The organism is Acinetobacter sp. V104_13 (genome assembly GCF_031798995.1).
GTDB classification, from domain to species: domain Bacteria; phylum Pseudomonadota; class Gammaproteobacteria; order Pseudomonadales; family Moraxellaceae; genus Acinetobacter; species Acinetobacter pittii.
In genome coordinates, this window is record NZ_JAVQNP010000026.1 from 36,673 (window position 1) to 62,702 (window position 26,030).

Genomic DNA, 26,030 nt, shown 5'->3' on the forward strand with positions numbered 1-26,030 from the left:
AGCGTCGCTTTTTATGGAAGAGTATTTAGCCTTGATCAGACAATAAAGCAATTTGCTGTACATAGTTTACAAATTTACCTTTTGATGCCTCAAGCTCTGCTTCACTCACTTGTTGACTCTTATCACGGTTGATTCTCAACACATGCTGACGCAAGGTGTGACGCTCCGATGCATTATAAATTTTACTAAATTCATTAATTGCAGGGTCACCTTGTTCGATCATACGATCAACCCAACGCATCAATTGAGCCTGCTTTTTTGCACCTTGCTGCGGAGTTAAATAAGACAAAATAACGGTCTCATCTTCATTACGCAATAATTTACCAATACGTTGAAACTGACGACGACGAGCTTCAAAAGAACTAATGTTCTGTACTTCCATTAACGCATCAATTAAACGTTCATCAACTGGGAGTTTTTGAATCTGTTTAACAGAAAGTTGTGCTAATTGCTCACCTAAAGCAGCCATACGTTGAACTGCTTTTTTCTGTTCTGTTTTACTTGCACGTCCTTCTAAAGAGCCAAAATCTTCTTCAGTATAACGTTGGGGACGACGTGCCACGATTAATCTGCCTCATAAAATTTTGCGGCGAATAACGCCTGTACTTCATTTAATGCCTGCTCTTCGTCGGTACCATCAATGACCAATCGCAAAGTGGTCCCTTTACCTGCACCTAACATCAGCAAAGACATAATATTTTTTGCATCTACTAAATGATCGCCTTTTCCAATTTGGATCGACGAACGAAATTTTGTAGTGACCTCTATCAGTTTTCCTGATGCACGAGCATGTAAACCGAGTTTATTAATTACATCAACAGTTGTGTCTATCATGACCAGTGCTTCATTTCTCTGTGTAAGACCTGAACAGACCATTCTGCCTCAAGTGCTTGTTTTAGTCTATCTACGATATAAACGGAACGATGTTGACCGCCAGTACAACCAATAGAAATCGTCATATAGTGACGATGTCCTTCAGCAAATGCTGGAAGCCATTTTTTTAAGAAGTGAAGAATATCATCAAACATTTCGTTTGCTTGCGGACTTGCTTCTAAAAATTGTCTTACTGGCTCATCCAAACCAGAAAAACGTCTCAATTCTAAATCCCAATGCGGATTTGGTAAATGCCGTACATCAAAAACATAATCAGCATCTAAAGGAATGCCATGTTTATATCCAAATGACTGCAATATCACGATAAGCTTATCCGACTGCCCCAATTTAGACAGTAAAATATGCTTTAAATCATGAACACTTTTATCCGTTGTATCAATATGAACCGTAGCGCGGAACTGAATTGGCAGCAGTAACTGCTTTTCTTCATGAATACATTGCAACAGACTTTTAAAACGATTGGCCAATGGATGGGGACGACGCGATGCACTAAAACGTGCAATCAAATCCTGATCTTGCGTAGTCAAATAAATCACATCAACTGTGCCATGTTTTTGTAGTTGCTCAAAAACATGGTCGAACTCTTGCATATCTGCACGAGTGCTTCGAACATCCACACCTAATGCCAACTGCTCTAGATTATTTTCATGATCTAGCTTTGCCACAATTTCGGGCAGCAATGCCAAAGGCAAATTATCAATACAGTAATAGCCCAAATCTTCTAACACTTGGAGAGCCGAAGATTTTCCTGAACCAGACTGTCCTGTCACGATAAGTATACGCTTCATGGCATGGCTGTCCTTTGATCTGTTTATTGGGGTGTAAAGGCAACTTCTAAATTATCAATCAAACGAGTTGCACCTAATTTTGCCGCGATGAACAACACAATATCACGATCAAACTGAGTAGCAGGTAACAGATTTGACTGACGAGCTTCGACATAATCCACAACAAACCCATTATCTGTCAACTGAGTTTTGATATCTTCTAAAACTTGTTGTAGATCTTTGCCTTGATGTAACTGCTGCTCAGCTTGCTTTAAACTTTGATAAATAACCGGAGCGACCTGGCGTTGCTCTGGACTTAAATAACCATTTCTTGAACTAAGAGCTAAGCCATCTGCTGCACGAACAATTGGCACACCAATTACTTCTAGAGGGATATTTAAGTCTTGTACAAACTGACGAATCACTGCTAACTGCTGGTAATCTTTTTGACCAAAGAAAGCATAGTTGGGTTGCACAATATTAAAGAGTTTAGTAACCACCAAAGCTACGCCATCAAAATGCCCAGGACGTGAACTACCACATAAAGCATCAGTAATTTGACTGACACTTATATTGGTTAAACGTGGCTGAGTACCATACATTTGCTCAACTGATGGTGCAAAAATAATGTCACAACCAACATCGGCTAATAGACGACTATCTTGTTCTAAAGTACGAGGATAGTTATCAAAATCTTCACCCGGTCCAAATTGGGTTGGATTTACGAAGATACTAACAACCACAACATCACATAACTTTTTCGCTTCACGAACAAGTGTGAGATGGCCTTCATGTAGATTTCCCATTGTTGGGACAAAACCAATAATTTTACGCGCAGCTCTAGCAGGATTTAAAGATGCTGCAAGACCTTGTATGGTGGTTTCTGTTTTCATGAATTACAGCTCAACGTGGAAAGTATGTTCTTTGGCTGGAAATGACTGGTCCTGCACAGCAGCATGAAAAGCTTTAAAAGCGTCTAAAATGGCAGTTTCACCAGATTGTTCTTTCATAAAGTTACGGACAAAACGCGCAACTCGACCAAAAGTTAAACCAAGCATGTCCTGTACTACAAGTACCTGACCATCAGTCGCATTACCCGCACCAATACCAATCACAGGTGTATTTGGAAATAGTTCAGCAATTTCTTGTCCCAACTGAGCAGGAACACATTCAAGCAATAGAACTGCCGCACCTGCTTCAACCACTGCCGTACAGTCAGCAATAAGTTGATCAGCTGCTTCACGTGTTTTAGCTTGTAATTTGTAACCGCCAAATACGTGTACAGATTGAGGAGTTAAACCTAAATGTACGCACACAGGGACACCATTACGAGTTAACACTTGTACAGTTTCACTTAGCCAAGCGCCGCCTTCGATTTTGATCATCTGGGCACCAGCTTGCATAACTGTTCTTGCGTTTTGCAAAGCATCATTTAAGGTGGCATAACTCATAAATGGTAAGTCAGTCATAATCAAAGCATGCTGGTTACCACGACGCACCGCCGCCGTATGATAAGCCATGTCCTCAACAGTTACAGGTAAAGTTGAGTCACGACCTTGAATTGCCATTCCAAGAGAATCACCAATTAAGATTGTATCAATTTCAGCAAGTTCCATTGCTTTTGCCATACTCGCATCGTAACAAGTTAGACAAGAGAACTTACGTCCTTCGGCTTTAAATTTTCTTAAGTCACTTAGACTAATCATGATGGTATCCTCTACAGGAGTTTGCAGAACGTAATAAGTCAGGTTTTAAGCCCAAGACTCATCAGCAAGTACAGTCAGCGTGGGCTGCTGTATGAGTTCTAAATTTTTAAGTGGCTGATCATTAATATGTAAATCAGCGTCTAAATCTAATAAAGGAATTACAACGAAATCTCGCTCTAGAATTCCAATGTGTGGCACAGTTAAGCGCTCATTTTGAATTTTTTCATCACCGTATATAAGCAAATCCAGATCTAAGGTACGCTCTCCCCAACGACGAAGGCGTACACGACCAGCTTCTTGCTCAAATCGCTGTAACTGGTCTAACAAATCTAAAGGCATGAGATCCGTATTTAGCTCTGCAACTGCATTTAAATAATTTGGTTGATCTTGAGGTCCCATAGGTGGACTTTGATAAAGTTTAGAAACTTTCACTCCACCTAAAGTTTTAAGCTTAGCAATGGCTTCAGATAAGATTTGGCGCGAATCACCCAAATTACTTCCTAAACCAATATAGGTCTTCGTTGTCATTGCGTTGGCCCAAAAATAACTTGGCTTAAATCGCGTTGTACTCGCTTACGCTTCAAAATCGGATGGTCGCTCATCACCCCAGCTTCTGAAGCAGAGGCTTTTTCAACGAAACGACCCATCGATTGTTCTTGTCGAGCACGTTCTTTTTTCCCACGACGGCTGCGTGGTTCAGGAATATCAACCAAAGGTTCGATTTCCGTCTCAACTTTATTGTTTTCAACAGGTTCAGCAACAGCTTTACGACGGTTTCTAGCCTTCTGACGATTGTACTGGCTAATCGCAGCTTCTTTTTCGTCATTCGACATTTCTTGGTAGGCTTCCCACCAGCTTCCCATTCCTTGCGTGGTGTCATCACCTGACTTTTCACGAAGTAACAAGAAGTCAAAACCAGCACGGAAACGCGCGTGTCCAGCTAATGCTTCAATTTGCTGTGGTTTCGGATTAAGCAAACGGGTCTGCATTTCCCAAACTTCACGAATAAAAGTTTCTGCAAAACGAGGAATCACAGTGCGTGTTGCCTGACGTTTTAAGACATCTAAACCAGCTTGTGCACGCGCTTCAGCTGGTACCACACCTTTAGATAAATAAAATTCACAACGCTCTAAAAATGGTTGCCACAATAAGACTGCATAGAAAAATGCAGGGTTAATTGTTTTACCCACTTGAATACGCTGATCTGTATTCTTTGCTGCTCTTAGAATAAATGGAGTGAGGTTAGGCTGAATATCGGCAAAGAGCTGTTTCCAAACACCAAACTCAATCAACATTGGCAAAACACGCGCCAAATGTCCCATTGTAAAGAGCTTCTGAGATTCATCATATAAACGATGCGGAGAAACATCACGCAATAGTTGCGTCATCTCTACATCAAATATATCGAGAATATCTGAATCAATTTTGAAATTTAACTTGGCTGCAAAACGTAAAGTTCGTAGCATACGCACAGGGTCTTCTTCGAAGCGCTGTGCCGGATCGCCCAATAAACGTAGGGTTTTATTTTTTACATCGTCAATTGCTTTGCAGAAATCAAGCACAATACTCTTACGCGGTTGGTAATATAGCGTATTGATTGAAAAGTCACGGCGAGCAAAGTCTTGTTCGATGGTTCCCCAGTTATTGTCACGTAAAATCATGCCTGAAGCACTAGTGACTGCTTTTTTTGGAGGAGCACGGAAAGTTGCAACTTCAATAAGCTCACGCCCTGAATAGACATGTGCTAATTCAAATCGACGGCCAATGATTCGACAGCGTCGACCAAAAACTTCTTTAATCTGGGAAGGTGTTGCATTAGTGACTGCATCGAAATCTTTAGGATTAAGCCCTAGCATTAAATCACGGACACCACCCCCAACAATATAAGCTTCATAGCCAGCTTTAGTCAGGCTATCGATCACATCTAAAATCGAAGAAGGAAGTTGGGCTGTGGACAAACCACATTTTGACGCTCGCAAGGTTTGCAAAAGACGCTGTCTCCTACGTCAGGACGTAAATAACAAGTTGTCGCTAATCATAGCTCTAACGCACACAAAGGGCAATTTGATTCTCTGTAGTTTGCGCATGAAATGATAATTGACAGACAGATGATTTATAAAGTCAAACGCGTTTTATTCTTTTCAAAAATGGCTGGACCAATGCCCTTTACGTTTTTAAATTCATCAATATTTTTAAAGCCACCATTCTTTTGACGGTATTCCACAATTGCCTGAGCCTTTTTCTCACCAATACCTTTTAGCTTTTGGAGCTCATCAATATTGGCTTGATTCAAGTGAATTTGCCCTGACGAATCAGTCATAACTGAATTTTTTGGACTGTTAGAATGAGCGGAGCGCTGCATGCTCAACTTCTGATCATACCTCTGCTGTTTAGCCTTCCACTCCTTAAAATTTTGGTCAAAAGATTGAGCCTGAACTAGCGTTGATGAGATCAGGCTCCAAAATAAAACAATGAAAATGTTGTGCTTATTCTTCCAAAGATTCATGCTGAGCTGCATGTGTTTTTTCCCCTAACTTTAACTGCCGCTTTGCCTGATTCCACAATTCATCCATTTCAGACAAGGTCATGTCCTCTAATGTTCTTTGCTGTTTTTGCGCTTGATCTTCAATAAAAGCAAAACGGCTTCTAAATTTATGTATTGTCGATAAAAGTGATGTTTCACTTGAAATCGCAAGTTTACGTCCAACATTGACTAATGAAAACAGGCAATCTCCAAATTCGTCTTGAATTTCATCAATATTTTGATTTTTTAGGGCCTGCTTAAACTCATCCAACTCTTCTTCTAGTTTTTCATAGGCATCTTCTACCGTTTCGAAATCAAACCCAACCTTAGCTACATTTGTTTGAATTTCTTGTGCCTGTAACAATGCTGGCCCATGCTTTATTTCATCTAATCTTGATTGCGGCTTGCCTTGTTTTTCTTGTTGTTTAATTTGTTTCCAAAGCTCACTTACTTGTTCTGGGCTTAAATTATTAAATTGATCTGCCTGAAAAACATGTGGATGGCGGCGTATTAACTTTTCACTTATTGCCTCAACAACATCTTGAAAGTTAAAAGCGCCTTGCTCACTAAACATTTGTGATTGAAACACAACTTGTAATAACAAATCGCCTAGTTCATTTCTAATTTCATTAATATCGCCATGGCGGATGGCCGCCTCGACTTCATATGCTTCTTCAATCGCATATTTAGTCAGTGACATTGGGGTTTGTTGTTGATCCCACGGACATTTTTCACGTAACTCTTGCATGATTTTAAGCAATTTATCCATGGTAACCCTCAAGTTTAAAAAGTCGGTCAGTCAAACTAAGATTTTAATTTGTTATGATCAAAATCAAAGCGATTAAATCAGTCGCACTATTGTACTGACAAAGAGAAAAAAGATGAGATACAGTATTCTGATTAGTGGTGCCGCTCAAGGTATTGGGGCTGAAATTGCACGCGTATTCTACAAACAAGGATATAAAGTAGGCATTTATGATATTAATGAATCGCTTGCTCAGGAACTAGCAAATGACTTAGGGCCAAATGCCCGTGCCGGCTATCTAGATGTAAGTGACTACAGCCAGTGGCAACACATATTAAAAGAATTTACCGAATGGGCTGGTGAACTTAATATTTTGGTAAATAATGCAGGTATTTTATATTCTGGCGCGTTTGAAACGACTGATATTAAAGCTCATCAAAGAACAATAAATATTAATGTAAACGGCGTAATCAATGGCTGTCACGCTGCTCTCCCTTACTTAAAGCAAGCGTCTTTTGCACGTGTTATCAACCTCTCTTCGGCTTCTGCAATTTATGGGCAAGCTGATTTGATTTCTTATTCTGCTAGTAAATTTGCAGTTCGTGGAATTACTGAAGGTTTAGATGTGGAATGGAAAAAATATGGTATCCGTGTTTTAGATGTGATGCCGCTATTTGTCCAAACTGCAATGGTTAACAATATGGATGCAGGCACCATTCAGAATATGGGGATAGATTTAACCCCAAATGATATTGCTCAGCAGGTGCTTACGCTTGTAGAGAAAAAGGCTCATTTTTGGACACCTACCCACACTCCAGTGGGTATAAAAACCAAACTGCTTTATCAACTATCAACGTTGAGCCCTCAGTTTCTAAATCGACTCACTAATATTTATTTATCTAGAAAGTAATTTGCAATAAAAAGACTGTCATTTGACAGCCTTTTTACTTAATTTATTAAACGCCTTGAATCATGCGTCGAGCACTAATAATTCCCGGTTGTTGCTCTAGGCGAGCCAATAAGCGAGAAAGCTGCGCTAAACCTTTAACCTCAATGAGCAACTTCATATTAGCAATACCATCTGCCTCAGAAATTGTATTAACCTGACGAATATTGATTTGGTCAGAGAAAATCACTTGAGTTAAGTCTTTAAGCAGACCACGACGATCATAAGCTTCCACCACAATCTGAACGCTTTGACCACGTGTTGGCTGCATTTCCCAATCAGCTTCAACAGCACGCTCTGGCTCTTGCTTAATCATACGCTGATAGTCAGAGCAAATGACTTTATGGATGCTGACACCACGGTTCAAAGTAATATATCCAGCGATTGATTCACCATGCACCGGCTGACAGCACTGAGCGATATGCAGTTCTACATTATCTAAACCATCAATTAAAATGCCATGTGCTGATAGCGTATGGCTGGCACGTGGATTTAATGTTGGTTTAAGTACTAGTTCAGGCTCATCCTGATCTAGATGCATTTGGCGATTCACCTGATTAATCAGGGCATGTAAGCTAATATCGCCACTGACCAGATTCACCAAAATGTCGTCGCCAGTCTTCACATTAAAATGTGATGAATAATCGTTTAGGTCGATACTTTTTGGGTGAATCGCAAGACGAGCTAACTCTTTATTAAGCAGTTCTCGGCCTACTTCAAGATTCTTACTACGGTCTTGCTGTCTAAACCAATGACGCAGCTTGTCACGTGCACGAGAGGTTTTAATATAACCCAGAGAGTTCACCAACCAGTCACGGTTTGGTTCACGATCTTTTTTAGTTAAAATTTCAACCTGTTCACCCGTTTTTAAAGTATAGGTAAGTGGCACATAACGCTGGTTGACCCGCGCTGCATAACACTTATTCCCTACTTCTGTATGCACATGATAGGCAAAATCTAAAACTGTTGAGCCACGCGGCAATTCCTTAATATCACCATCACGACTGAAAACATAAATCTTCTCAAAGCCTTCAAAGTCTTGTAACTGTTCAAAGCCTTCTGTTTCATCTTCGTTTTGGTGTACCGTCGTTTCATTACGCTCTTGATAATGTTCTAAAACGGCACGCAATGAATGCAAACGATGGTTAAAGGAATGGTCGGTATTCTTTGACCCTTCTTTATAGTTAAAGTGTGAACATACGCCTAACTCTGCTTCATCATGCATCTCATGAGTACGAATTTGCACTTCAAGAGATTTGTTTTCAGCAATTACAGCTGTATGCAAAGAACGATAACCATTGGCTTTCGGGTTGGTAATATAGTCATCAAACTGATGCGGAATATGGCGCCAGATTTGATGTACGATACCTAAAGAGTGGTAACACTCTGGCACACTATTGACCAACACACGCAAAGCACGAATGTCATAAAGTTGGTCGAAGCTCAGATTTTTGCTCTTCATTTTTCGATAAATCGAATAAATGTGTTTTGCACGCCCTGTAATTTCAGCTTCAATGCCGTAAGACGCTAACTCATTTTTCAAACGGTCAATGACGAACTGAATGTAATGCTCACGCTCTAAACGCTTTTCATTGAGTAATGAAGCAATCTCTTTATAGCGATCTGGAGCCAAATAGCGAAACGCTAGATCTTCAAGTTCCCATTTAAGCTGAGCAATACCAAGTCGATGTGCCAACGGCGAATAAATAGTAAGAATTTCACGCGCTACACGTTCTTGGCGTTCACGAGAGGAATTTGCAAGCTCTCGCAAAGAATAAGTACGTTCAGCAAGTTTAATTAAAACAACACGAACATCTTCGGTCACCGAAATCAGCATTTTATAAATGCCGCTTAAATGTTCTCGTTGATTATTATTAAAGTGATCTTCTAAACGTTTATTTTTTTCAATAAGTTCTGAGAGTTTACCCATTGCCAAAGTACCTTTGACAAGGTTGTAAACTTGCTCCCCGAATTTCTGTTTTACTTCTTCTATATCGGTAATGCCTTCACGCACACTACGATAAAGCATTGCTGCTGATAAAGTATCTTCATCTACATGGAGATGTGCCAGAATGTCGGCCATTCCAACGCCTGTAGCAAAAGTATTGGAGCGATGATTAACCGTTGAATCTAACTCTTTTTGCAGGGTTAAATGAGCGACTTTTTCAAGTTGTTCAAGCTCCGCCCCATCTAATATTTCACGCACCCGATCCAACCATGAGGCTAAACCGATTTGCGTTTCGGCGGCATGCTCTACAGTCGTTTCCTCTGACAACTCGGTTAGTTGTTCAGGTAACTGTTCACGTACTGTGACCATACCATTCTCCTCAATATGTAACTCATGTTTTTAATCGTTTATCTCTTGAATTTTTTCAAATAGTGCAATGGATTCAACATGTTCGGTATGCGTAAACATGTCCATCACTGCTGCTTTTTTTAACTGGTAACCATATTGGACCAAAACACCCGCATCCCTTGCCAGTGTAGCTGGATTACATGATACATAAACGATTCTTTTTGCTCCAAAATTTGATACATACTGCATAATTTCATATGCACCAGCACGAGGAGGATCAATCAATAATGCATCAAATCCTTGATTTGCCCAAGAATGATGCGAAAAATCTTTTGTTAAATCTTGTGAAAAGAAGGTTGCTTGCACCAAACTATTGCATTTCGCATTAGCTGTTGCTCGCTGCACCATTTCTTCACTCCCTTCAACACCGACAACCTGACCACTCTCACCAACACATCGTGCTAACGGGAGTGAGAAATTGCCCAAACCGCAAAATAGATCAAGTACCTTTTCACCTGGTTGCAACTGAAGCAATTCACATGCCAATTGAACCATCTGTTCATTTACTGTGGCATTGACCTGAGTAAAATCCAATGGCGAAAAAGCAAAATTTACATTAAACCTTTCTAAGGCATAGTGTAAACGTAAAGCACCTTGTTCATCATCAATACGACGAATGCTTTCAGGACCTTTAGGTTGCAAATACAACTGCCACCCTTTGTGTAACGCAAATTGCTTTAATTGGTTGACATCAGAATTGTTTAATTTTTCTACATGACGAACCAATAAAGAAATTTCATTATCACCTTTTGCTAATTCTACATGACCAATGTGCGCTTTGCCTTTTAGACTTTGGAGTAAAGTGCGTAACTCAGGCAGACTATTTGATAAGTTTTTATCCAAAACACTACAGCTATGAATCGAAGTTAGACGATTACTATGATGTTCACGAAAACCCATGATTAAGCGATCTGGTTTTGGCAAATAGCGCACGCCTATTCGAGCACGACGGCGATAATCGCTTTGTAAAGATCGAATTGGTTCTAGCCACAGTTCAGGTTGAATACCTGCAAAATGCTGTAAATGTGACTGGAGTACATTTTGTTTTAAACGGATTTGTTCATCAGGATGAATATGCTGCATGCTACATCCACCACAGATACCATAATGAGGACAAATTGCCTCGATACGATGTGCTGAAGGTTCTCCTAACAACTGCAACATTTCAGCTTCTTCAAGACGCTTCGTTTGATGGGTAATCCGAGCTTTTACAGTTTCTCCTGGCAATGCATAACGAATAAAAACTTTTTTGCCATGCTTATCTGCAGGGTGCTCAGGATGAGAACCATAATGCGCAATTCCACGCCCCTCATGAGAAAGTGTTTCAACCTGAAAAATATATTCAGGTTGTTGGAGGTTGCGAGATTTGGCTTGTTGTTTCAAAGAATGAACCTAAAAATCTGAAGAATTAAAATAGTGAGAAGTAAATTCGGTATGTTTCGAAGTACGTTCCCATACTTCAAGGAAATCGGCTTGCTGTGGCATAGTCTGTAAATATTCAATACTCGAACTAATCCAGTGGTTATGCTCATCTGAATTTAATTGACCTTTTAGTACCAACCAACGCAAATAAATAAACCACGTATTGAGCACATCCCCTTCACAATAGCTCGTCAATTTTAGCCACTGTTGATTACGAACATATTCAGGCACATGATAACCCGACTCACCACGCTTACCCGGCAAACCTAAAATACAGGCAATATCATCAAGCTTTTGAAAATTACGACCATTAAACATTGCCATCACGTCCATTAAATCTATATGGCGATGGTGATAACGGTTTTGGTAATTATTAAAACGCTTTTGGCTATCAATCTCACCTTGATCAAACAGACCGGGTGCAGAGAGCCCATGATACATAGCGCGAAAAAGGATAACTGGTAAATCAAATTGCGAACCATTCCAACTTACTAGAGTCGGATGGCGCTTATCAAAAATAGATAGAAATTTCTGCAAAATTTCTGCTTCAGAATATTGTTCTCGACTGAAAGAGAATAATCGAAAACCAGACTCATCGATCCATAAGCCAGAAATACAAACAATTTCATGTAAAGGCAAACGCTGAAAATCCATACCAGATTCTTGGCGACGGATTTTCGTCAATGCTTGCTCTACATCGGCCTCAGGTAAATCAAGATGATATAAATGCGCACCCGCTTTTAAATCAGTTAAAGTTTCAATATCAAAAACCAAGGTAGGGAAACGCATTATTTCTCTCAATTATGAGTTATCGTCCTGTACTGAAAACAGACCTGTAGACAAGTAGCGATCGCCACGGTCACAGATAATGCAAACAATAACAGCATCCGGATTTTCTTCTGCAATTTTGATTGATGCCCAAACTGCACCACCTGAAGATGTACCAGCACTAACACCTTCCATACGTGCTAATTTACGCATAGTTTTTTCAGCTTCAATTTGTGGAATATCAATAATACGATCCACACGGCTACTATCAAAAATAGTAGGCAAATATTCTTTTGGCCAACGGCGAATACCGGCAATACTTGATCCGTCTGCAGGCTGTAAACCAACAATTTGAATATCTGGGTTTTGTTCTTTTAAATATTTAGAAACACCCATAATGGTACCGGTTGTGCCCATTGAACTCACAAAATGGGTAATTTTACCGCCTGTTTGTTTCCAGATTTCAGGACCAGTCGTTAAATAATGAGCTTCAACATTATCAGGATTACCAAATTGATTTAAAACGTGACCTTTACCTTCCTTTTCCATTTGCAAGGCTAAATCACGTGCGCCTTCCATACCTTGCTGCGGTGTTACTTCAATCAGCTCTGCGCCATAAGCCAGCATCGCATCTTTACGCTCTTGGCTCATATTGTTCGGCATAATAAGTTTCATTTTATAGCCGCGCATTGCCGCAACCATAGCCAACGCAATACCTGTATTACCGCTGGTTGCTTCAATTAATGTATCACCCGGTTTAATTTGACCACGTTTTTCTGCCTGCATAATCATGTTATATGCAGGACGGTCTTTTACAGAACCTGCCGGATTATTACCTTCCAATTTTGCTAAAACTAACGCTTGCGTATGAGAAGCTAATCGCTGCAAACGAACTAGAGGAGTCTTACCTACATAGTGATCTAACAAAAATTCGTCAGCTAAAAAATCAGGTTGTGTATTACTCATGATCAACACCTATATCGAGGTGGGCCTATTGTATGAAAAAATGCTCGGTACTGCACCCATTTCAATATGCTTTTTCATGAAAGCGATTAAAGCTCGGTCATTTATAAAATGCCGTCTGTTTTAAAATAAAGCGTGATAAGATGCCGTACAGAGAGATAAATCTGATGTAGCCATGTCTAATTTCAATAAAACCTTATCGAAACGCTTACGTCTGAATCATGCATATGGGCAATTGATTGCTCTTATTTTTGTGCCCATTATGATTTTAACGTGTGTTGGTGCTTTTCTGGTTTTAACTGAAACCTCGCATTCAGTAAAACAACAACAGCTACATCATGCCTCAGCAATTTTAGCTCGCTATAATCAAATCGCACTAGATTTATACCACCTAGTTGAACTACAGCCCGATGAATATGACCATGCTCAGCACATCATGCAAAGCATGTTTAATGAAAAAAATCTAAAGCGTGCTGCTTTAATTGATAGTAATGGTCAGACTTATTTAAGTATCGGTTATCGAGACAATCGTTACTGGCCAAACTTTACTGAAAAAAATAATTTTTTTGGTCCAATCTCTTATAACCACAACAATATTTATGGACAGCGGATTAGCGACACACCCGGAAAAGCACCTGTCTGGCTTGTGATTGAAATGGATAATCAGCCACTAGAATTGGCACGTTACCGTATTTTGATTGCCCTCGTCATTACTGGCTTAATGACCTTACTGTTACTTTTACTTTGCTTGAATTTTTATTCGCGTCGCTGGATTGCGCCGATGTACGAAATTCGCATGCAGTTGCAACGTTTAAATGCAGACACGTTGGACCAGCATATGGTCATTAACAGTACGGGTGAATTGCGCTTATTACAGCGTGATATTGCAAACGTTGTTAAACGATTGCACTTTAGCTTTTTAGAGTTAAAAGAACACACCGAACAAACCGAAGAAGACTTACGCAGAACGCTGGATACCTTAGAAGTTCAAAACATTACCTATCGTCAAGCACGTGACCAAGCGATTTCTTCAAACCAAGCCAAATCAGTTTTCCTTGCTAATATTAGTCACGAGCTTCGAACACCTTTAAACAGTATTGATGGCTTTATTCATTTATTACTTCGTCAGCAAAATCTAAATAACGAACAAAACCTTTACCTACAAACCATTCGCAAGTCATCTGCTCATTTATTAGCGTTAATTAATGATGTATTAGATTTCTCCAAAATTGATGCGGGTAAATTAGAGCTCGAAACAGCACCATTTGATTTAGAAGAAGCTGTCTTTGATGTCATGGATATGCTGTCTCCACTGGCTGCTCAAAAGCATATCGCAATGGCTTTTTATTATGCGGACAATATTCCACAACAAGTGATTGGTGATGCTTTACGCTTTAAACAAATTCTAACTAACTTGATTTCAAATGCGATTAAATTCACTCCAGATGGCGAAATTATTGTTCGTGTTCGTATGGAACATGATGATATCGGACAATGCCTACTTCATTTTAGTGTTCAAGACAGTGGTATTGGTTTAAGCGGCACAGATCGTAAAAAATTATTTGAATCATTCTCGCAAGGTGATGCATCTGTTACACGCCAATTTGGCGGTACAGGTTTAGGTTTAGCTATTTCTAAACAGCTTGTCCATCTCATGCATGGTCAAATTGGCTTTGAAGATAATCAGGAACGTGCTCCAACAGAAAAAGGCTCAACCTTCTGGTTTACCGCACAATTTGTAGTAGATGAAGATTACGAGATCGAACACCCACACTTTGAACATTTACAAGTGGTGTCTTATCTTGCGCACCCTGCTACCGCAAGTGTTTTACGTTATTACCTTGAAAACTATCATGTTCCTCACATCGAGACACAATCGATTCTGGACTTGTTTAGTCGTTTAAAACATCTTGATCAGAAAGATAATACATGGCTCATTGTTGACCATAGTGGCGATACTGAAGCGTTATTAAAAGAAATTCGTAGTCGTTATCAAGGTAATTTGGCAGTTTATGGCTATCAAATGACGCTTGAGCCAAACATGCTCAATGAATATCGTGCTCGCCCTCTCTATCAACCGCTCAGCCGAAGCGGACTCATTCAATTATTAAATGATCAACCTATTTTTGAAGAGGAACAACAAGATTTCAATGGTCAGGGTTTACACATTCTGGCAGTGGATGACCATTTACCTAACTTAATTGTTTTAGAAGCTCTACTGGGTGAACTTAACGTTAGAACAACTAAAGCAATCAGTGGTCAAGAAGCACTCAATCTAATTCAAGAGCGAATCGATCAGAAACTCAAACCATTTGATTTGGTATTTATGGATATTCAAATGCCTGTTATGTCAGGTATTGATACCACGCGTGCTATTCGCTCATTAGAGTCGACTTTAGATGGTGAAATGCAGCTTCCAATTATTGCATTAACAGCCCATGCCCTTGCCGATGAAAAACAAAAACTTCTCAAAGTCGGCATGAATGACTACGTCACCAAGCCAATTCAAATGGAACAAATTATTCAGATTTTAACGCAATGGACTAAAAACAACTTTACAGCAAAAGCTCCAGATAAAGACCATCATGTCGTTGCAGAAGCATTAGACCCAGAAATTCTAAACTGGCAACAAAGCTTGCAGCTTGCAGCAAACAAAGAAGATCTTGCTCAAGATTTACTTAAAATGTTAGTTGATAGTTTCCCAACTGAGCTAGACGAAATGCAGCAGCTCATCGAGCTTGAAGACTTCCCTCAACTTGAGCATGTTTTACATCGTCTTTATGGTGCTACCCGCTATGTAGGTACTCCAAAACTACAACAAGTGACAGGTGATTTTGAGCAATTTATTTCAACACTACGCAAAGAACGCCGTATAGCAGATGAAAGCTTTATTGAAGAAGTTATGAGACGCTTTGATGAGTTAGGACTTGTAGTGAAAGAAGTAGAAAGTGCTGCTCATCAAATCTTAGTAATCCCTGACTAACAGACCGACTAAATAGGCATGACTGAGTTGTCATGTTTCCAAATTACAGCCATGTTATGCTCCGCTTATCGATAAAAAAATAAGCGGGAATTTCATGGCACTTTTACGTATTGAAAAGAATAATGGCATTGCAACAGTTTATCTAAACCGTCCTGATAAACGTAACGCCATGAGTTTTGCCTTATTAAAAGAACTCGTTTCAACAGCAAAAGCCATTAAAAAAGATAGAGATATCCGCTGTGTGATTTTGACAGGTGAAGCACAAGTTTTTAGTGCCGGAATTGATTTATCTGACCTGAATAATCCGAAAAACTCCGCTTTTGCCATTTGGGAGCTTGTTAAACCTGGCCAAAGTCTCTTCCAGAAAGCATTTCTTATTTGGCAAAATTTACCTGTACCTGTAATTGCGGCACTTGAAGGATATTGTTTTGGTGCCGGAATGCAACTTGCCTTAGCAGCTGATATTCGAATCTCTCATCCAGACACTAAAATGTCGATTATGGAAAGCCGTTGGGGCTTAGTGCCAGACATGGGACTTACTCGTTCATTAAAAGGCTTAATTGGCGTTGATCTTGCAAAAGAACTTACCTTAACCGCTCGTGTTTTTGATGGGAATTATGCAAAAGAAATTGGTCTTGTGACTCATTTAAGCAACTCTCCACTAGAAAAAGCCAATGAAATAGCTGCTGAAATGTTACAACGCTCACCTGATGCTCTCACTGCTGCAAAACGTGTACTTGATGCAATGGAACACCAACCTGAAAAGTCATTACGTCTAGAAAAAATCTGGCAACTTAAATTATTACTTGGTAAAAATAGCAAACTTGCTCGTAAAAAAGACAAACATCCAGAAGTTAATTTTTTACCACGCCAATATAAATAAAGAGCTTAGATTATGAATTTTGATCGTAATACCCCTATTGCTTTTTTAGGTATAGGATTGATGGGGAGCCGCATGGCAACCCGCCTTATTCAGGCAGGTTTTCATGTTGCGGTTTGGAATCGAACCCCTTCTGCATGTGAAGAACTGATTGATATCGGTGCACAGTCTCTAGATCTTATAAATATTGGCGAATATCCTGTTATTTTAATCTGTCTAGCAGATGACAAAGCCGTAGAGGCAGTATTTGAAAAAATTCAGCCCAACTTAAAAGCTAAGCAAGTTATTGTGGATTTCTCAAGCTTATCTGTTGCTGCAACAAAAACGCTTGCTCAAGCTGCTGCCACGCATGACGTTACATGGATTGATTCACCGGTATCAGGTGGAACAGCTGGTGCAGAACAAGGCACACTTGTTATTTTTGCAGGTGGCGATGCTCAAACGATTACGGAATTAGCTCCTATTTTTAATGTCTTATCTCAACGTGTAACACGAATGGGGGATATAGGTACGGGTCAAGCCACTAAAATTTGTAATCAATTGATTGTGGCAGCAAATAGCGCTCTTATCGCTGAAGCTGTAGCACTAGCGGACCGAGCTGGTGTAGACACCACATTACTCGCTCCAGCTCTAGCTGGTGGATTTGCCGACTCAAAGCCATTTCAAATACTTGCACCACGCATGGCAACTCATACATTCGAGCCTGTTCAGTGGAAAGTTCAAACATTATCTAAAGATCTTAACAACGCGGTAACATTGGCTAACAATGTTAATTTAGATATCCCTGTTGCACAAAAAGCTCTATTACAGCTACAAACTCACCAAAAAAATGGCTTTGCTGAGAAAGATTTAGCTACTATGATTCAAGTAGTAGAGCAATAATAAACGGAGTTTTTGTATGGGTCGTCTTGCCGTTAACTTATCCATGATTTTTACCGAAGTTTCTTTAATTGAACGCTTCGCATTAGCCCATGCAGAGGGCTTTGAACATGTAGAAATCCAATTCCCATACGAACTTACCATTTCCGAGATTCAAGACCAACTTGAACGTTACAACCTCAATCTCTGTCTAATCAATGTGCCTGCTGGTGATCTTATGCAAGGCGGAAACGGTTTAGCAGGCATTCCCGGCCAAGAGATAGCTTTTCATGAAGCCTTAGAATTGGCTATTAGCTATGCCACTGCTTTAAAAGTTCCTCGTGTTAATATTTTAGCGGGTAAACAACCGCTAGATGCAGACTTGCTTCCTTGTTTAAAAACACTAGCAGCCAATTTAAAACTTGCCTGCAACTTACTCAGTGAACATGATATAGAACCCGTTTTTGAAATGATTAATGGCACGGATATGCCTCGCTTTTTGGTGCAGAACATTGCGCAGGGCCAAGAAATGCTAGAAGCAGTCAATCACCCTGCCCTCAAAATGCAATATGACTGCTATCACATGGCCATGATGGGTGAAGATGTACTTGAGGGTTTGCAAGAGAATATTAACTTAATTGGACATATTCAATTTGCAGACTGTCCGGGCCGCCATGAGCCTGATACAGCTCAAATTCCTTATGAACAAATTTTTTCTTGGTTAAAGCAAAGTTCATATCAGAACTATATTGCAGCGGAATATAAACCTGAAAATGGTTCAAATCAGTCGTTTACATGGAAGAAAAAATACTTTTCTGATGATGTAAATATATAAACTGTTACGACTTCTGTTTGAAATTTAGTGCGAAAACCACTATATTAGATAGTGAGTAATTGTCAGGAAAATATACCCTATATGAATTTAGAACCATCGCCCAGCGTGTCTAATTCTCACGATTTCGCAATGAACACCTCAAATAAAGACGTACAAGCTTGTCTCAAAGTCGTCCACGACGCTTTAGTTGATGTAAAAGCAAAAGATATTCTCCAGTTAGATGTTAGCTCAATTAGCAATGTCGCTGATGCTATTGTAATTGCAAGTGGCACTTCTACTCGCCATGTCAAAGCACTTGCTGACAATGTTGCAGAAGAAGCTCGAAAAGCCGGTTTCCGCCCGATTGGCGTTGAAGGCGAACGAGATGCAGAATGGATCTTAATTGATCTCGGTTTTGTTGTAGTACACGTAATGCTACCAACAGCTCGTAAATTCTATGATTTAGAAAGCTTATGGCGTACCGCTCCAGAGTCGGTTGCTTAAAATTTTGCTTTAAAAAAAGCGGCTCTTTTGAGCCGCTTTTTTTATTTATATAACAGCAACTTTAATTAATTTCAAATACCCGCACCTATTCCCCAAAACACCAATCATCACATATATCTAAATTTGACATGACAAATTGTCAAATTTGCAGCACTATACAAATTCTTGAAGTCCCCACCAATAAATAGCATAACTGGAGTACAGAAAGTGAAGATATTAATTACAGGCGCTAATACGGGCATAGGTTTCGCCACAGCAGAACAACTTGTAAAACAAGGGCAACATGTGATTTTGGCGTGTCGAAATCCTCAAAAAGCGCAAGAGGCACAAAACAAACTACGCCCACTCAACCAAGGACAAGTCGATATTGTTTCTCTTGATCTAAACAGTCTTGAATTAACCAGAAAAGCTGCCTACGAAATTGCTGATCGCTATGGCAACCTTGACGTACTCATTAATAATGCAGGCTTATTTGCCAAAACCAAACAGTTGACCAGTGAAGGCTTTGAGCAACAATTTGGGGTTAATTATTTAGGTCATTTTTTATTAACTCAAAAACTACTCCCAGTTTTACAACAATCTCCTAAAGCGCGCATTATCCATCTTGCATCTATTGCTCACTGGGTTGGTTCAATTAAACCCAATAAATTTCGCGCAGAAGGCTTTTACAATCCCCTGTTCTATTATGGTCAATCAAAGCTTGCGAATTTGCTATTCAGCAATGCATTAGCAGAACAGTTAGCCGGAAGTTCAATTACCAATAATGCATTACATCCGGGCGGTGTCGCTTCTGATATTTATCGCGACTTACCCAAACCTGTCTATGCGGCGATGAAATTAGGCTTAGTCCCAACCTCAGTTCCAGCAAAACTCATTACAGAAATGGCAACTGGAGATGCATGGCAGAACCGTAATGGTGAATATGTGAGTGCACATATGCCAGACTGGAAATCATCACACGCTAAAAACCAGCAACTGGCACGTGACCTGTATCAACAATCTATGGATCTTGTAGAAAAATTTCTTTAAAAAACCAGCTCAAATAAAAAACCACCCGAAGGTGGTTTTTTTATTTCAAAGCAAATTAGTGGCCTGTACCGTTAATTGCTTTTGTCATATCTTCAACAACTTTCTTGGCATCACCAAAGATCATCATTGTTTTTTCGTTATAGAACAAATCGTTGTCTAGACCAGCATAACCAGTTGCCATAGAACGCTTAATCACCATGATTGTACGCGCTTTATGAGCTTCAAGAATCGGCATACCATAAATTGGTGAGCTTGGATCATCTTTTGCAGCTGGGTTTACAACGTCGTTTGCACCAATTACAAGTACTACGTCAGTTGCAGGGAAGTCTGAGTTGATCTCATCCATTTCCAAAATGTCTTCATATGCTACGTCCGCTTCAGCAAGTAGTACGTTCATATGACCAGGCATACGACCTGCAACCGGATGGATTGCAAAGCGAACCGTTACACCCTGTTCTTTCAAAAGTTCACACAACTCTTTTACCGCATTTTGAGCACGACCTTGCGCCATACCATAACCCGGTACAATCACAACGCTGTCCGCATTTGACATTAAGAAGCCAGCATCATCAGCAGAACCTGAACGGTAGTTACGTTGAACTTGTTCACCTTTATCTGCAGATGCAACTGCTGCACCACCCATTGCTCCACCAAACAATACATTGATGATCGAACGGTTCATTGCTTTACACATGATGTACGACAGAATCGCACCAGATGAACCTACAAGCGAACCTGCAACGATCAACATGTTGTTTTCAAGAGTAAAACCAATACCTGCCGCTGCCCAACCAGAGAATGAGTTAAGAAGCGATACCACTACAGGCATATCACCACCACCGACCGGTGCAATCCAAACCCAACCAAATGCAAGTGCAAGTGCTGTCATTGCCCAGAAAGCAGTCATGTTGCCAGTTGTAAAGAAGTAGAAACCACAAGCCAACATCGCAACAAAGATAAGTGCTTGAACAGGTTTAACCCATGCACCAGAAATTGTTTTAGCCCATTTTTTCGCAGCCAATTTACCATACGCAAACACAGATGCAGTAAAGGTAATCGCACCAACGAAACAACCAACAAACAATTCAAATAAATGAACCTTACTCATGTGTGCATGCTGCACGCCAGCTGCTGTTAAAGCCGCCTCATTTTGAGCGAATAGTTCAGTAAGTTGGTTGTTATGTAAAATTGCAGCAATCGCAATTAATACCGCAGCCAAACCCACCAATGAGTGCATAAGCGCAACAGTTTCCGGCATTTGAGTCATTGGCACTGTACGTGCACGCGCAATACCCACGATTGCACCTAACACCATTGCCCCAACGATCATCCAAATAACTGGGTTATTCGCAACAAAGAAGGTTGTTACAACTGCAATCGCCATTGCGATCATACCGTAACGGTTACCTTGAATTGCTGTTTTAGGGCCAGATAAGCCACGAAGCGTCAAGATAAAGAGGATTGCGCCAACAAGGTACAACCAGTTTGCATTTGCTTGAATAAATTCCATGTCAAAGCCCTCTTATTTCTTTTGCTTAGGCTTGAACATTTCCAGCATGCGTGCAGTTACTGCAAAGCCACCGAAAATATTAATGCTTGCCAAAAATACTGCAATCGCACCGAGTACGCTCACCACATTCACACTTTGAAATGCAACGTTAGCATCTACACCTAAAACTGGCAGACCTACAGTTTGCAACATCGCACCTACCACAATAATAGATGACAAAGCATTGGTTACCGCCATAAGTGGTGTATGCAAAGCTGGCGTAACACCCCAAACCACGTAATAACCTACGAAGATGGCAAGGACGAAAATTGTAATAGTTTCAACCATGAGAAATCTCCTTAACCACGCTTAAGCAGTACTTGACCGCCATGAGTGACCAATAGGGCTTTTTGGATTTCGTCTTCCTGATTAATCGCAAAGTTTTTCTCTTTGTCGAATAAGGTCTCTACGAAATTAAAAACGTTACGCGCATACAATGCAGAAGCTTCTGTTGCTACAGTTGCCGGAATATTTGGAATACCCAAAATTTTCACGCCATTTTCTGTAAACACAGTCTCACCAACTTTAGAGCCTTCAACGTTACCACCAGTTTCAACAGCCATATCTAAAATGACAGAGCCCGGTTTCATCTTGGCAACAGTTTCAGCTTTAATCAGACGCGGCGCATCACGACCTGGTAACAATGCAGTAGTAATCACGATATCAGCATTAGAAACAGCTTTATCTACAATCGCAGCTTGGTCTTTGATGTATTGCTCACCCGGCATCCATCCATAACCATTTTTAGCGGCATCTGCTGCACGTTGTTGCTCTTCTTCAGACATTGGGACGTCTAACCACTTACCACCTAAAGACTCAACTTGATCTTTAGCCGTAGGACGTAAGTCTGTCGCTTCAACAATTGCACCTAAACGTTTTGCAGTTGCAATCGCTTGAAGACCAGCAACCCCAACACCCATGATCACAACACGCGCAGGCTTTACAGTACCCGCAGCAGTCATAAGCATTGGGAACATGCGTTGATATTCAGCAGCAGCAAGTAAAACCGACTTATAACCAGCTAAGTTTGCTTGAGAAGACAACACATCCATGTTTTGTGCACGAGAAAGCGTACGAGGAAGCAGTTCTAAAGCAAAAGCAGACACTTGTTGATTCGCAAACTGATCTAGCTCGGTGTTACGATAAGGATCAAACATTGCTACAACAGCGGTATTTGCTGCAAGTTTCTGAATTTCCGTGCCCTGTGGTGCGCGAACTTTCAAAATAATTTGACTACCCGTATAGGCATCATCCGTAATGGTTGCACCGACCTGTTCATAAGCACTGTCAATGTACGCAGCCTTTACACCAGCACCACGTTCAATCACAACGCTATGACCAGCGCTAATCAACTTCTTTACTGTCTCTGGCGTAGCAGCTACACGATTTTCACCGACGACAGTTTCGGTTGGGATTCCGATCTGCATGAGCGTTCCTCAAGCTAATTTCTCATTGTCAAAAACATTGCAAGCTGCAATGTTTCCCCCATGTGTATTCTTTGTACAGAATTTGGATTCTAATTGAACTTTTTTAAAATACCACCCACTATTTATTTAATAAATACCCATATTTTGAACTGATGATTCACGATATTTATTTAGAGGTGTAACATAGGAGGATTTTTCTTTTTTTGCAGACAATAGTCTCTCTTATACAGTCCTGTATATGAAAATTTCTTTATCTTCGTTTCAAATCGGGTCTTTTTTTGCTCTTTGCTCTGCGTTTCTATTCAGTACCAAAGCAATCTTTATTAAACAGACTTATGCCCTTTCTCCATTAGTAGACGGTACGGTCCTGATGGCTTTACGTATGTTAAGCGCTTTACCGTTCTTTCTATTAATTTGCTGGTTTAACAGGCATCATAATCAGGGCATAAAAAAGAAGGATTGGCTAATTTTAATTTTTGCCGGTCTATTAGGCTACTATTTTGCAAGTTGGCTCGATTTCATGGGCCTCATGTTTATTAGCGCCTCTTTAGAACGAATTATTCTATTTTTATATCCCACGCTTACAGTCATTGTATCAAGCTTACTGTACAAACAAAAATTAGATGTAAAAAGTTTCTTTGCCATTTTTCTTAGTTATGGTGGAACCGTGCTGGTTATGCTTCAGGAGCACAACAACGCACCAATTCAGGGCAACTTCTGGTTAGGGACAAGTTTCGTATTTGCAAGTGCCGTGGCTTTCGCCGGCTATTTGTTGCTGACACCACCTCTCATTAAGAAATTTGGCTCTTGGAATTTCACAGGGTTAGCCTTAACTGTGGCTTGTATCGGTACATTAACTCATTACGCACTAAGTACACCTCATCCGATTCAACTTCTATTACAACTCCCTTCTAGTGTAATTTGGTATGGCATTGGCTTAGGCTTTTTAGTTACCGTGTTACCCACCGTTATGCTCATGCAAAGTATTGAGCGATTAGGCGCCTCTCAATCTGCGATGATCGCATCAATTGGACCAGTTTTAACGATTTTGCTTGCTGTTGCTTTTTTAAATGAACATCTCAATATGTGGCAATGGGTTGGCTGCCTTCTTAATATTGTCGGCGTCATGATGATTACACTTAGAAAGAAAAGACTAAAACATTAAATTCTCTTGACCTCAACTTAAGTTGAGGTTGGATACTCATCTAAATTTTAATAAACGGTTGAGTTCCAATGAGTCAAGAAACTTTTAAAATCATAAATCCATCAACTTTATATAATCCAACGCCAAACGCTTATAGTCATGTTGCTGTAGTGGAAAGCTTTAAGAATATTATTCATGTAGCAGGTCAAGGAGGCGAAAATTCCCAAGGTGAATTAAGCCCAAGTTTTGAAGAACAAGCGAACCAAGTTTTTGATAATATTCAACATGCTTTAGAAGCAACCAATGCAGAGCTTAGCAATATTGCTGTATTGAGAGTTTTAGTTGTTGACCACTCGGTCGAAAAACATCAAATTTTGATTAAAATTATGCAAAATTTATGGAAAAATCATCTTTTTCCTGCCTGTACACTTATTCCTGTGCCGCGCCTTGCACTAGAACACATGCTTATTGAAGTTGAAGCAACGGCATACACCCAATAAAACTGAGAGAACGTCATGTCTACCCCTGAAGATATCAGTCAAAATAAACCTTTGCTTTGGTTGATGGCAGCAGCATGCGGTTTATGTGCAGGTGTGAATTATTATTGTCAGCCTCTAATTCACTCTATTCAGCAAGAGTTTGCTGTAACTCAAGCACAAGCCGCTTTAACAGTGACATTTGCTCAGGTGTCTTATGCCCTCGGTTTACTCTTTATTGTCCCATTGGGTGATATTGTCAATAAAGCCAAAGCTATTCCGTTTTTGATGGTGCTTTGCGCAGTTGGTCTATTTACATCTGCTTTTGCGGTGAACTTACCCATGTTGTGGATTGGTACAATTTTAGCGGGATTGTTTTCTGTTGCTGCCCAAGTCCTGATCCCACTTGCCACAATGACCGTAAAACCCGAAAAAACTGGCGAGATCATTGGTTTTTTAATGAGTGGCTTATTGGTCGGGATTTTACTCTCTACCAGTCTAGCTGGCTTATTTTCCAACCTTTTCCACTGGAAAGTAGTGTATGTCGTCAGCGGCGTATTAATGCTTCTATTGGCATTTACCTTAAAAAGCCGCCTACCTTATGTCTTACGTATGAAAATGAACTATGGACAAATATTTGTTTCCATGGCTCAACTCTTAAAAGAGGAAAAGCGACTATTATTAAGAGCGCTTACAGGCGCTTTCGCCTTTGCCGCAGTAAGTATTTTATATTCTACCATCGCCTTACTTTTGACTTCGGCACACCATTTGCCCGATCTATTTATCGGACTGGTCCCACTAGTCGGTATCTTTGGGGCATTATCAACACGCTATATTGGTAAATATGCCGACCAAGGCTACACACGATTACTCACTTGGATGGGTTGTGGACTGTTTTTGGTGAGCTGGCTTTGTTTCTATTTCGGACAAACCCTCCTTTCTAGTTATGTTATTGGCTTTGCTTTAATTCAATTAGCACTCGCGCTCGTTCATACCAGCAACCAGAGCATTATTTTCCGTTTACGTCCAGATGCTAAATCTCGTATTAATGCCATCTATATGACAACTTATTTTATTGGAGGAGCTGGTGGCTCTGCCTTAGGGATTTTTGCTTGGAATCATGGCGGGTGGACTATGACATGTGTTGCAGGTGTAGCTCTTGTTCTGCTTTGTATTTTATTTAGTGTCATTGATGCTTTCTTACAAAAAAAGCAGCTCGCTCACTCATGAAGTAAATTGTTATAAATCATCTTTCTATATTCAACATAAGGGTGA

The 26,030-nt window shown here is 40.2% G+C and carries 26 protein-coding genes; 10 read left to right on the forward strand and 16 right to left on the reverse strand.

Features of this window, described 5'->3' with window-relative positions:
* Window positions 1-25 precede the first annotated feature (25 nt).
* The 9 genes from yjgA to mazG form a co-directional block, all read right to left on the reverse strand.
* Window positions 26-562, reverse strand: a complete 537-nt coding sequence (gene yjgA / locus RMB06_RS11565) for a ribosome biogenesis factor YjgA (RefSeq protein ID WP_002117241.1) — start codon at window positions 560-562, stop codon at window positions 26-28.
* Between the two features lie 2 nt (window positions 563-564).
* Window positions 565-834: an HPr family phosphocarrier protein gene (locus RMB06_RS11570; protein ID WP_000567533.1), complete on the reverse strand. Its 270-nt coding sequence runs from the start codon at window positions 832-834 to the stop codon at window positions 565-567.
* Window positions 831-1,682: an RNase adapter RapZ gene (gene rapZ / locus RMB06_RS11575; protein WP_005066272.1), complete on the reverse strand. Its 852-nt coding sequence runs from the start codon at window positions 1,680-1,682 to the stop codon at window positions 831-833. The genes RMB06_RS11570 and rapZ overlap by 4 nt, the downstream gene beginning before the upstream one ends.
* Before the next feature lie 23 nt (window positions 1,683-1,705).
* Entirely contained in the window at window positions 1,706-2,554 is an 849-nt protein-coding gene (panC, locus tag RMB06_RS11580; RefSeq protein WP_002117191.1) for a pantoate--beta-alanine ligase, read from the reverse strand.
* A gap of 3 nt (window positions 2,555-2,557) precedes the next feature.
* Complete coding sequence (gene panB, locus RMB06_RS11585) at window positions 2,558-3,367, reverse strand: 3-methyl-2-oxobutanoate hydroxymethyltransferase (protein ID WP_002117298.1); 810 nt, start codon at window positions 3,365-3,367, stop codon at window positions 2,558-2,560.
* 45 nt (window positions 3,368-3,412) lie between these two features.
* Entirely contained in the window at window positions 3,413-3,895 is a 483-nt protein-coding gene (folK, locus tag RMB06_RS11590) for a 2-amino-4-hydroxy-6-hydroxymethyldihydropteridine diphosphokinase (protein ID WP_014208398.1), read from the reverse strand.
* Complete coding sequence (gene pcnB / locus RMB06_RS11595) at window positions 3,892-5,355, reverse strand: polynucleotide adenylyltransferase PcnB (RefSeq protein ID WP_311079577.1); 1,464 nt, start codon at window positions 5,353-5,355, stop codon at window positions 3,892-3,894. Before pcnB ends, folK begins: the two co-directional genes overlap by 4 nt.
* Before the next feature lie 125 nt (window positions 5,356-5,480).
* Window positions 5,481-5,885: a ComEA family DNA-binding protein gene (locus RMB06_RS11600; RefSeq protein ID WP_311079579.1), complete on the reverse strand. Its 405-nt coding sequence runs from the start codon at window positions 5,883-5,885 to the stop codon at window positions 5,481-5,483.
* Complete coding sequence (gene mazG, locus RMB06_RS11605; RefSeq protein WP_068565060.1) at window positions 5,854-6,660, reverse strand: nucleoside triphosphate pyrophosphohydrolase; 807 nt, start codon at window positions 6,658-6,660, stop codon at window positions 5,854-5,856. Before mazG ends, RMB06_RS11600 begins: the two co-directional genes overlap by 32 nt.
* A gap of 112 nt (window positions 6,661-6,772) precedes the next feature.
* On the opposite strand from mazG, the gene RMB06_RS11610 reads away from it, so the two are divergent.
* Entirely contained in the window at window positions 6,773-7,546 is a 774-nt protein-coding gene (locus RMB06_RS11610) for an SDR family oxidoreductase (RefSeq protein ID WP_017399923.1), read from the forward strand.
* A gap of 46 nt (window positions 7,547-7,592) precedes the next feature.
* On the opposite strand, the gene RMB06_RS11615 is transcribed toward RMB06_RS11610, so the two are convergent.
* The 4 genes from RMB06_RS11615 to cysM are packed head-to-tail and all read right to left on the reverse strand — an operon-like array spanning window position 7,593 to window position 13,094.
* Window positions 7,593-9,899: a bifunctional (p)ppGpp synthetase/guanosine-3',5'-bis(diphosphate) 3'-pyrophosphohydrolase gene (locus tag RMB06_RS11615; RefSeq protein WP_002117181.1), complete on the reverse strand. Its 2,307-nt coding sequence runs from the start codon at window positions 9,897-9,899 to the stop codon at window positions 7,593-7,595.
* A 30-nt stretch (window positions 9,900-9,929) separates the two neighbouring features.
* Window positions 9,930-11,321 carry a 23S rRNA (uracil(1939)-C(5))-methyltransferase RlmD gene (gene rlmD, locus RMB06_RS11620; RefSeq protein ID WP_311079583.1) on the reverse strand — a complete coding sequence of 464 codons (1,392 nt, stop codon included), beginning with the start codon at window positions 11,319-11,321 and terminating at the stop codon, window positions 9,930-9,932.
* A 9-nt stretch (window positions 11,322-11,330) separates the two neighbouring features.
* On the reverse strand, window positions 11,331-12,149 hold the full coding sequence (locus RMB06_RS11625) for a 3'-5' exonuclease (RefSeq protein WP_039764269.1): 819 nt from the start codon (window positions 12,147-12,149) through the stop codon (window positions 11,331-11,333).
* Between the two features lie 12 nt (window positions 12,150-12,161).
* The gene (gene cysM / locus RMB06_RS11630; protein ID WP_057077550.1) at window positions 12,162-13,094 is read right to left on the reverse strand and encodes a cysteine synthase CysM; all 933 of its coding nucleotides are present in this window, start codon (window positions 13,092-13,094) and stop codon (window positions 12,162-12,164) included.
* A 172-nt stretch (window positions 13,095-13,266) separates the two neighbouring features.
* Here cysM and RMB06_RS11635 point away from each other — a divergent pair, with 172 nt between their 5' ends.
* The 6 genes from RMB06_RS11635 to RMB06_RS11660 all read left to right on the forward strand — a co-directional run bounded on the left by RMB06_RS11635 (window position 13,267) and on the right by RMB06_RS11660 (window position 20,159).
* Window positions 13,267-16,074, forward strand: coding sequence for an ATP-binding protein (locus RMB06_RS11635; RefSeq protein WP_311079588.1), 2,808 nt, complete (start codon window positions 13,267-13,269; stop codon window positions 16,072-16,074).
* 94 nt (window positions 16,075-16,168) lie between these two features.
* Window positions 16,169-16,957, forward strand: coding sequence for a crotonase/enoyl-CoA hydratase family protein (locus RMB06_RS11640; RefSeq protein WP_019767978.1), 789 nt, complete (start codon window positions 16,169-16,171; stop codon window positions 16,955-16,957).
* Window positions 16,958-16,969: 12 nt separating this feature from the next.
* Window positions 16,970-17,836: an NAD(P)-dependent oxidoreductase gene (locus tag RMB06_RS11645; RefSeq protein WP_311079591.1), complete on the forward strand. Its 867-nt coding sequence runs from the start codon at window positions 16,970-16,972 to the stop codon at window positions 17,834-17,836.
* Between the two features lie 16 nt (window positions 17,837-17,852).
* Window positions 17,853-18,647 carry a TIM barrel protein gene (locus tag RMB06_RS11650; protein ID WP_311079593.1) on the forward strand — a complete coding sequence of 265 codons (795 nt, stop codon included), beginning with the start codon at window positions 17,853-17,855 and terminating at the stop codon, window positions 18,645-18,647.
* An 81-nt stretch (window positions 18,648-18,728) separates the two neighbouring features.
* The gene (rsfS, locus tag RMB06_RS11655; protein ID WP_001047580.1) at window positions 18,729-19,130 is read left to right on the forward strand and encodes a ribosome silencing factor; all 402 of its coding nucleotides are present in this window, start codon (window positions 18,729-18,731) and stop codon (window positions 19,128-19,130) included.
* Between the two features lie 207 nt (window positions 19,131-19,337).
* Window positions 19,338-20,159 carry an SDR family NAD(P)-dependent oxidoreductase gene (locus tag RMB06_RS11660; protein WP_069141789.1) on the forward strand — a complete coding sequence of 274 codons (822 nt, stop codon included), beginning with the start codon at window positions 19,338-19,340 and terminating at the stop codon, window positions 20,157-20,159.
* A gap of 55 nt (window positions 20,160-20,214) precedes the next feature.
* Here the strand turns inward: RMB06_RS11660 and RMB06_RS11665 are convergent, their stop codons facing one another.
* Genes RMB06_RS11665 through RMB06_RS11675 form a run of 3 tightly spaced genes read right to left on the reverse strand, consistent with a single transcriptional unit; the run spans window position 20,215 to window position 23,135 of the window.
* Window positions 20,215-21,669, reverse strand: a complete 1,455-nt coding sequence (locus RMB06_RS11665; protein WP_005079030.1) for an NAD(P)(+) transhydrogenase (Re/Si-specific) subunit beta — start codon at window positions 21,667-21,669, stop codon at window positions 20,215-20,217.
* Window positions 21,670-21,681: 12 nt separating this feature from the next.
* Complete coding sequence (locus RMB06_RS11670; RefSeq protein ID WP_000230434.1) at window positions 21,682-21,996, reverse strand: proton-translocating transhydrogenase family protein; 315 nt, start codon at window positions 21,994-21,996, stop codon at window positions 21,682-21,684.
* A gap of 11 nt (window positions 21,997-22,007) precedes the next feature.
* On the reverse strand, window positions 22,008-23,135 hold the full coding sequence (locus RMB06_RS11675; protein WP_069141788.1) for a Re/Si-specific NAD(P)(+) transhydrogenase subunit alpha: 1,128 nt from the start codon (window positions 23,133-23,135) through the stop codon (window positions 22,008-22,010).
* Between the two features lie 238 nt (window positions 23,136-23,373).
* Here RMB06_RS11675 and RMB06_RS11680 point away from each other — a divergent pair, with 238 nt between their 5' ends.
* The 3 genes from RMB06_RS11680 to RMB06_RS11690 all read left to right on the forward strand — a co-directional run bounded on the left by RMB06_RS11680 (window position 23,374) and on the right by RMB06_RS11690 (window position 25,985).
* Entirely contained in the window at window positions 23,374-24,300 is a 927-nt protein-coding gene (locus RMB06_RS11680) for a DMT family transporter (RefSeq protein WP_017387604.1), read from the forward strand.
* 68 nt (window positions 24,301-24,368) lie between these two features.
* On the forward strand, window positions 24,369-24,779 hold the full coding sequence (locus RMB06_RS11685; RefSeq protein WP_069141787.1) for a RidA family protein: 411 nt from the start codon (window positions 24,369-24,371) through the stop codon (window positions 24,777-24,779).
* Window positions 24,780-24,794: 15 nt separating this feature from the next.
* Window positions 24,795-25,985, forward strand: a complete 1,191-nt coding sequence (locus RMB06_RS11690; protein WP_017387602.1) for an MFS transporter — start codon at window positions 24,795-24,797, stop codon at window positions 25,983-25,985.
* Window positions 25,986-26,030: the final 45 nt, after the last annotated feature.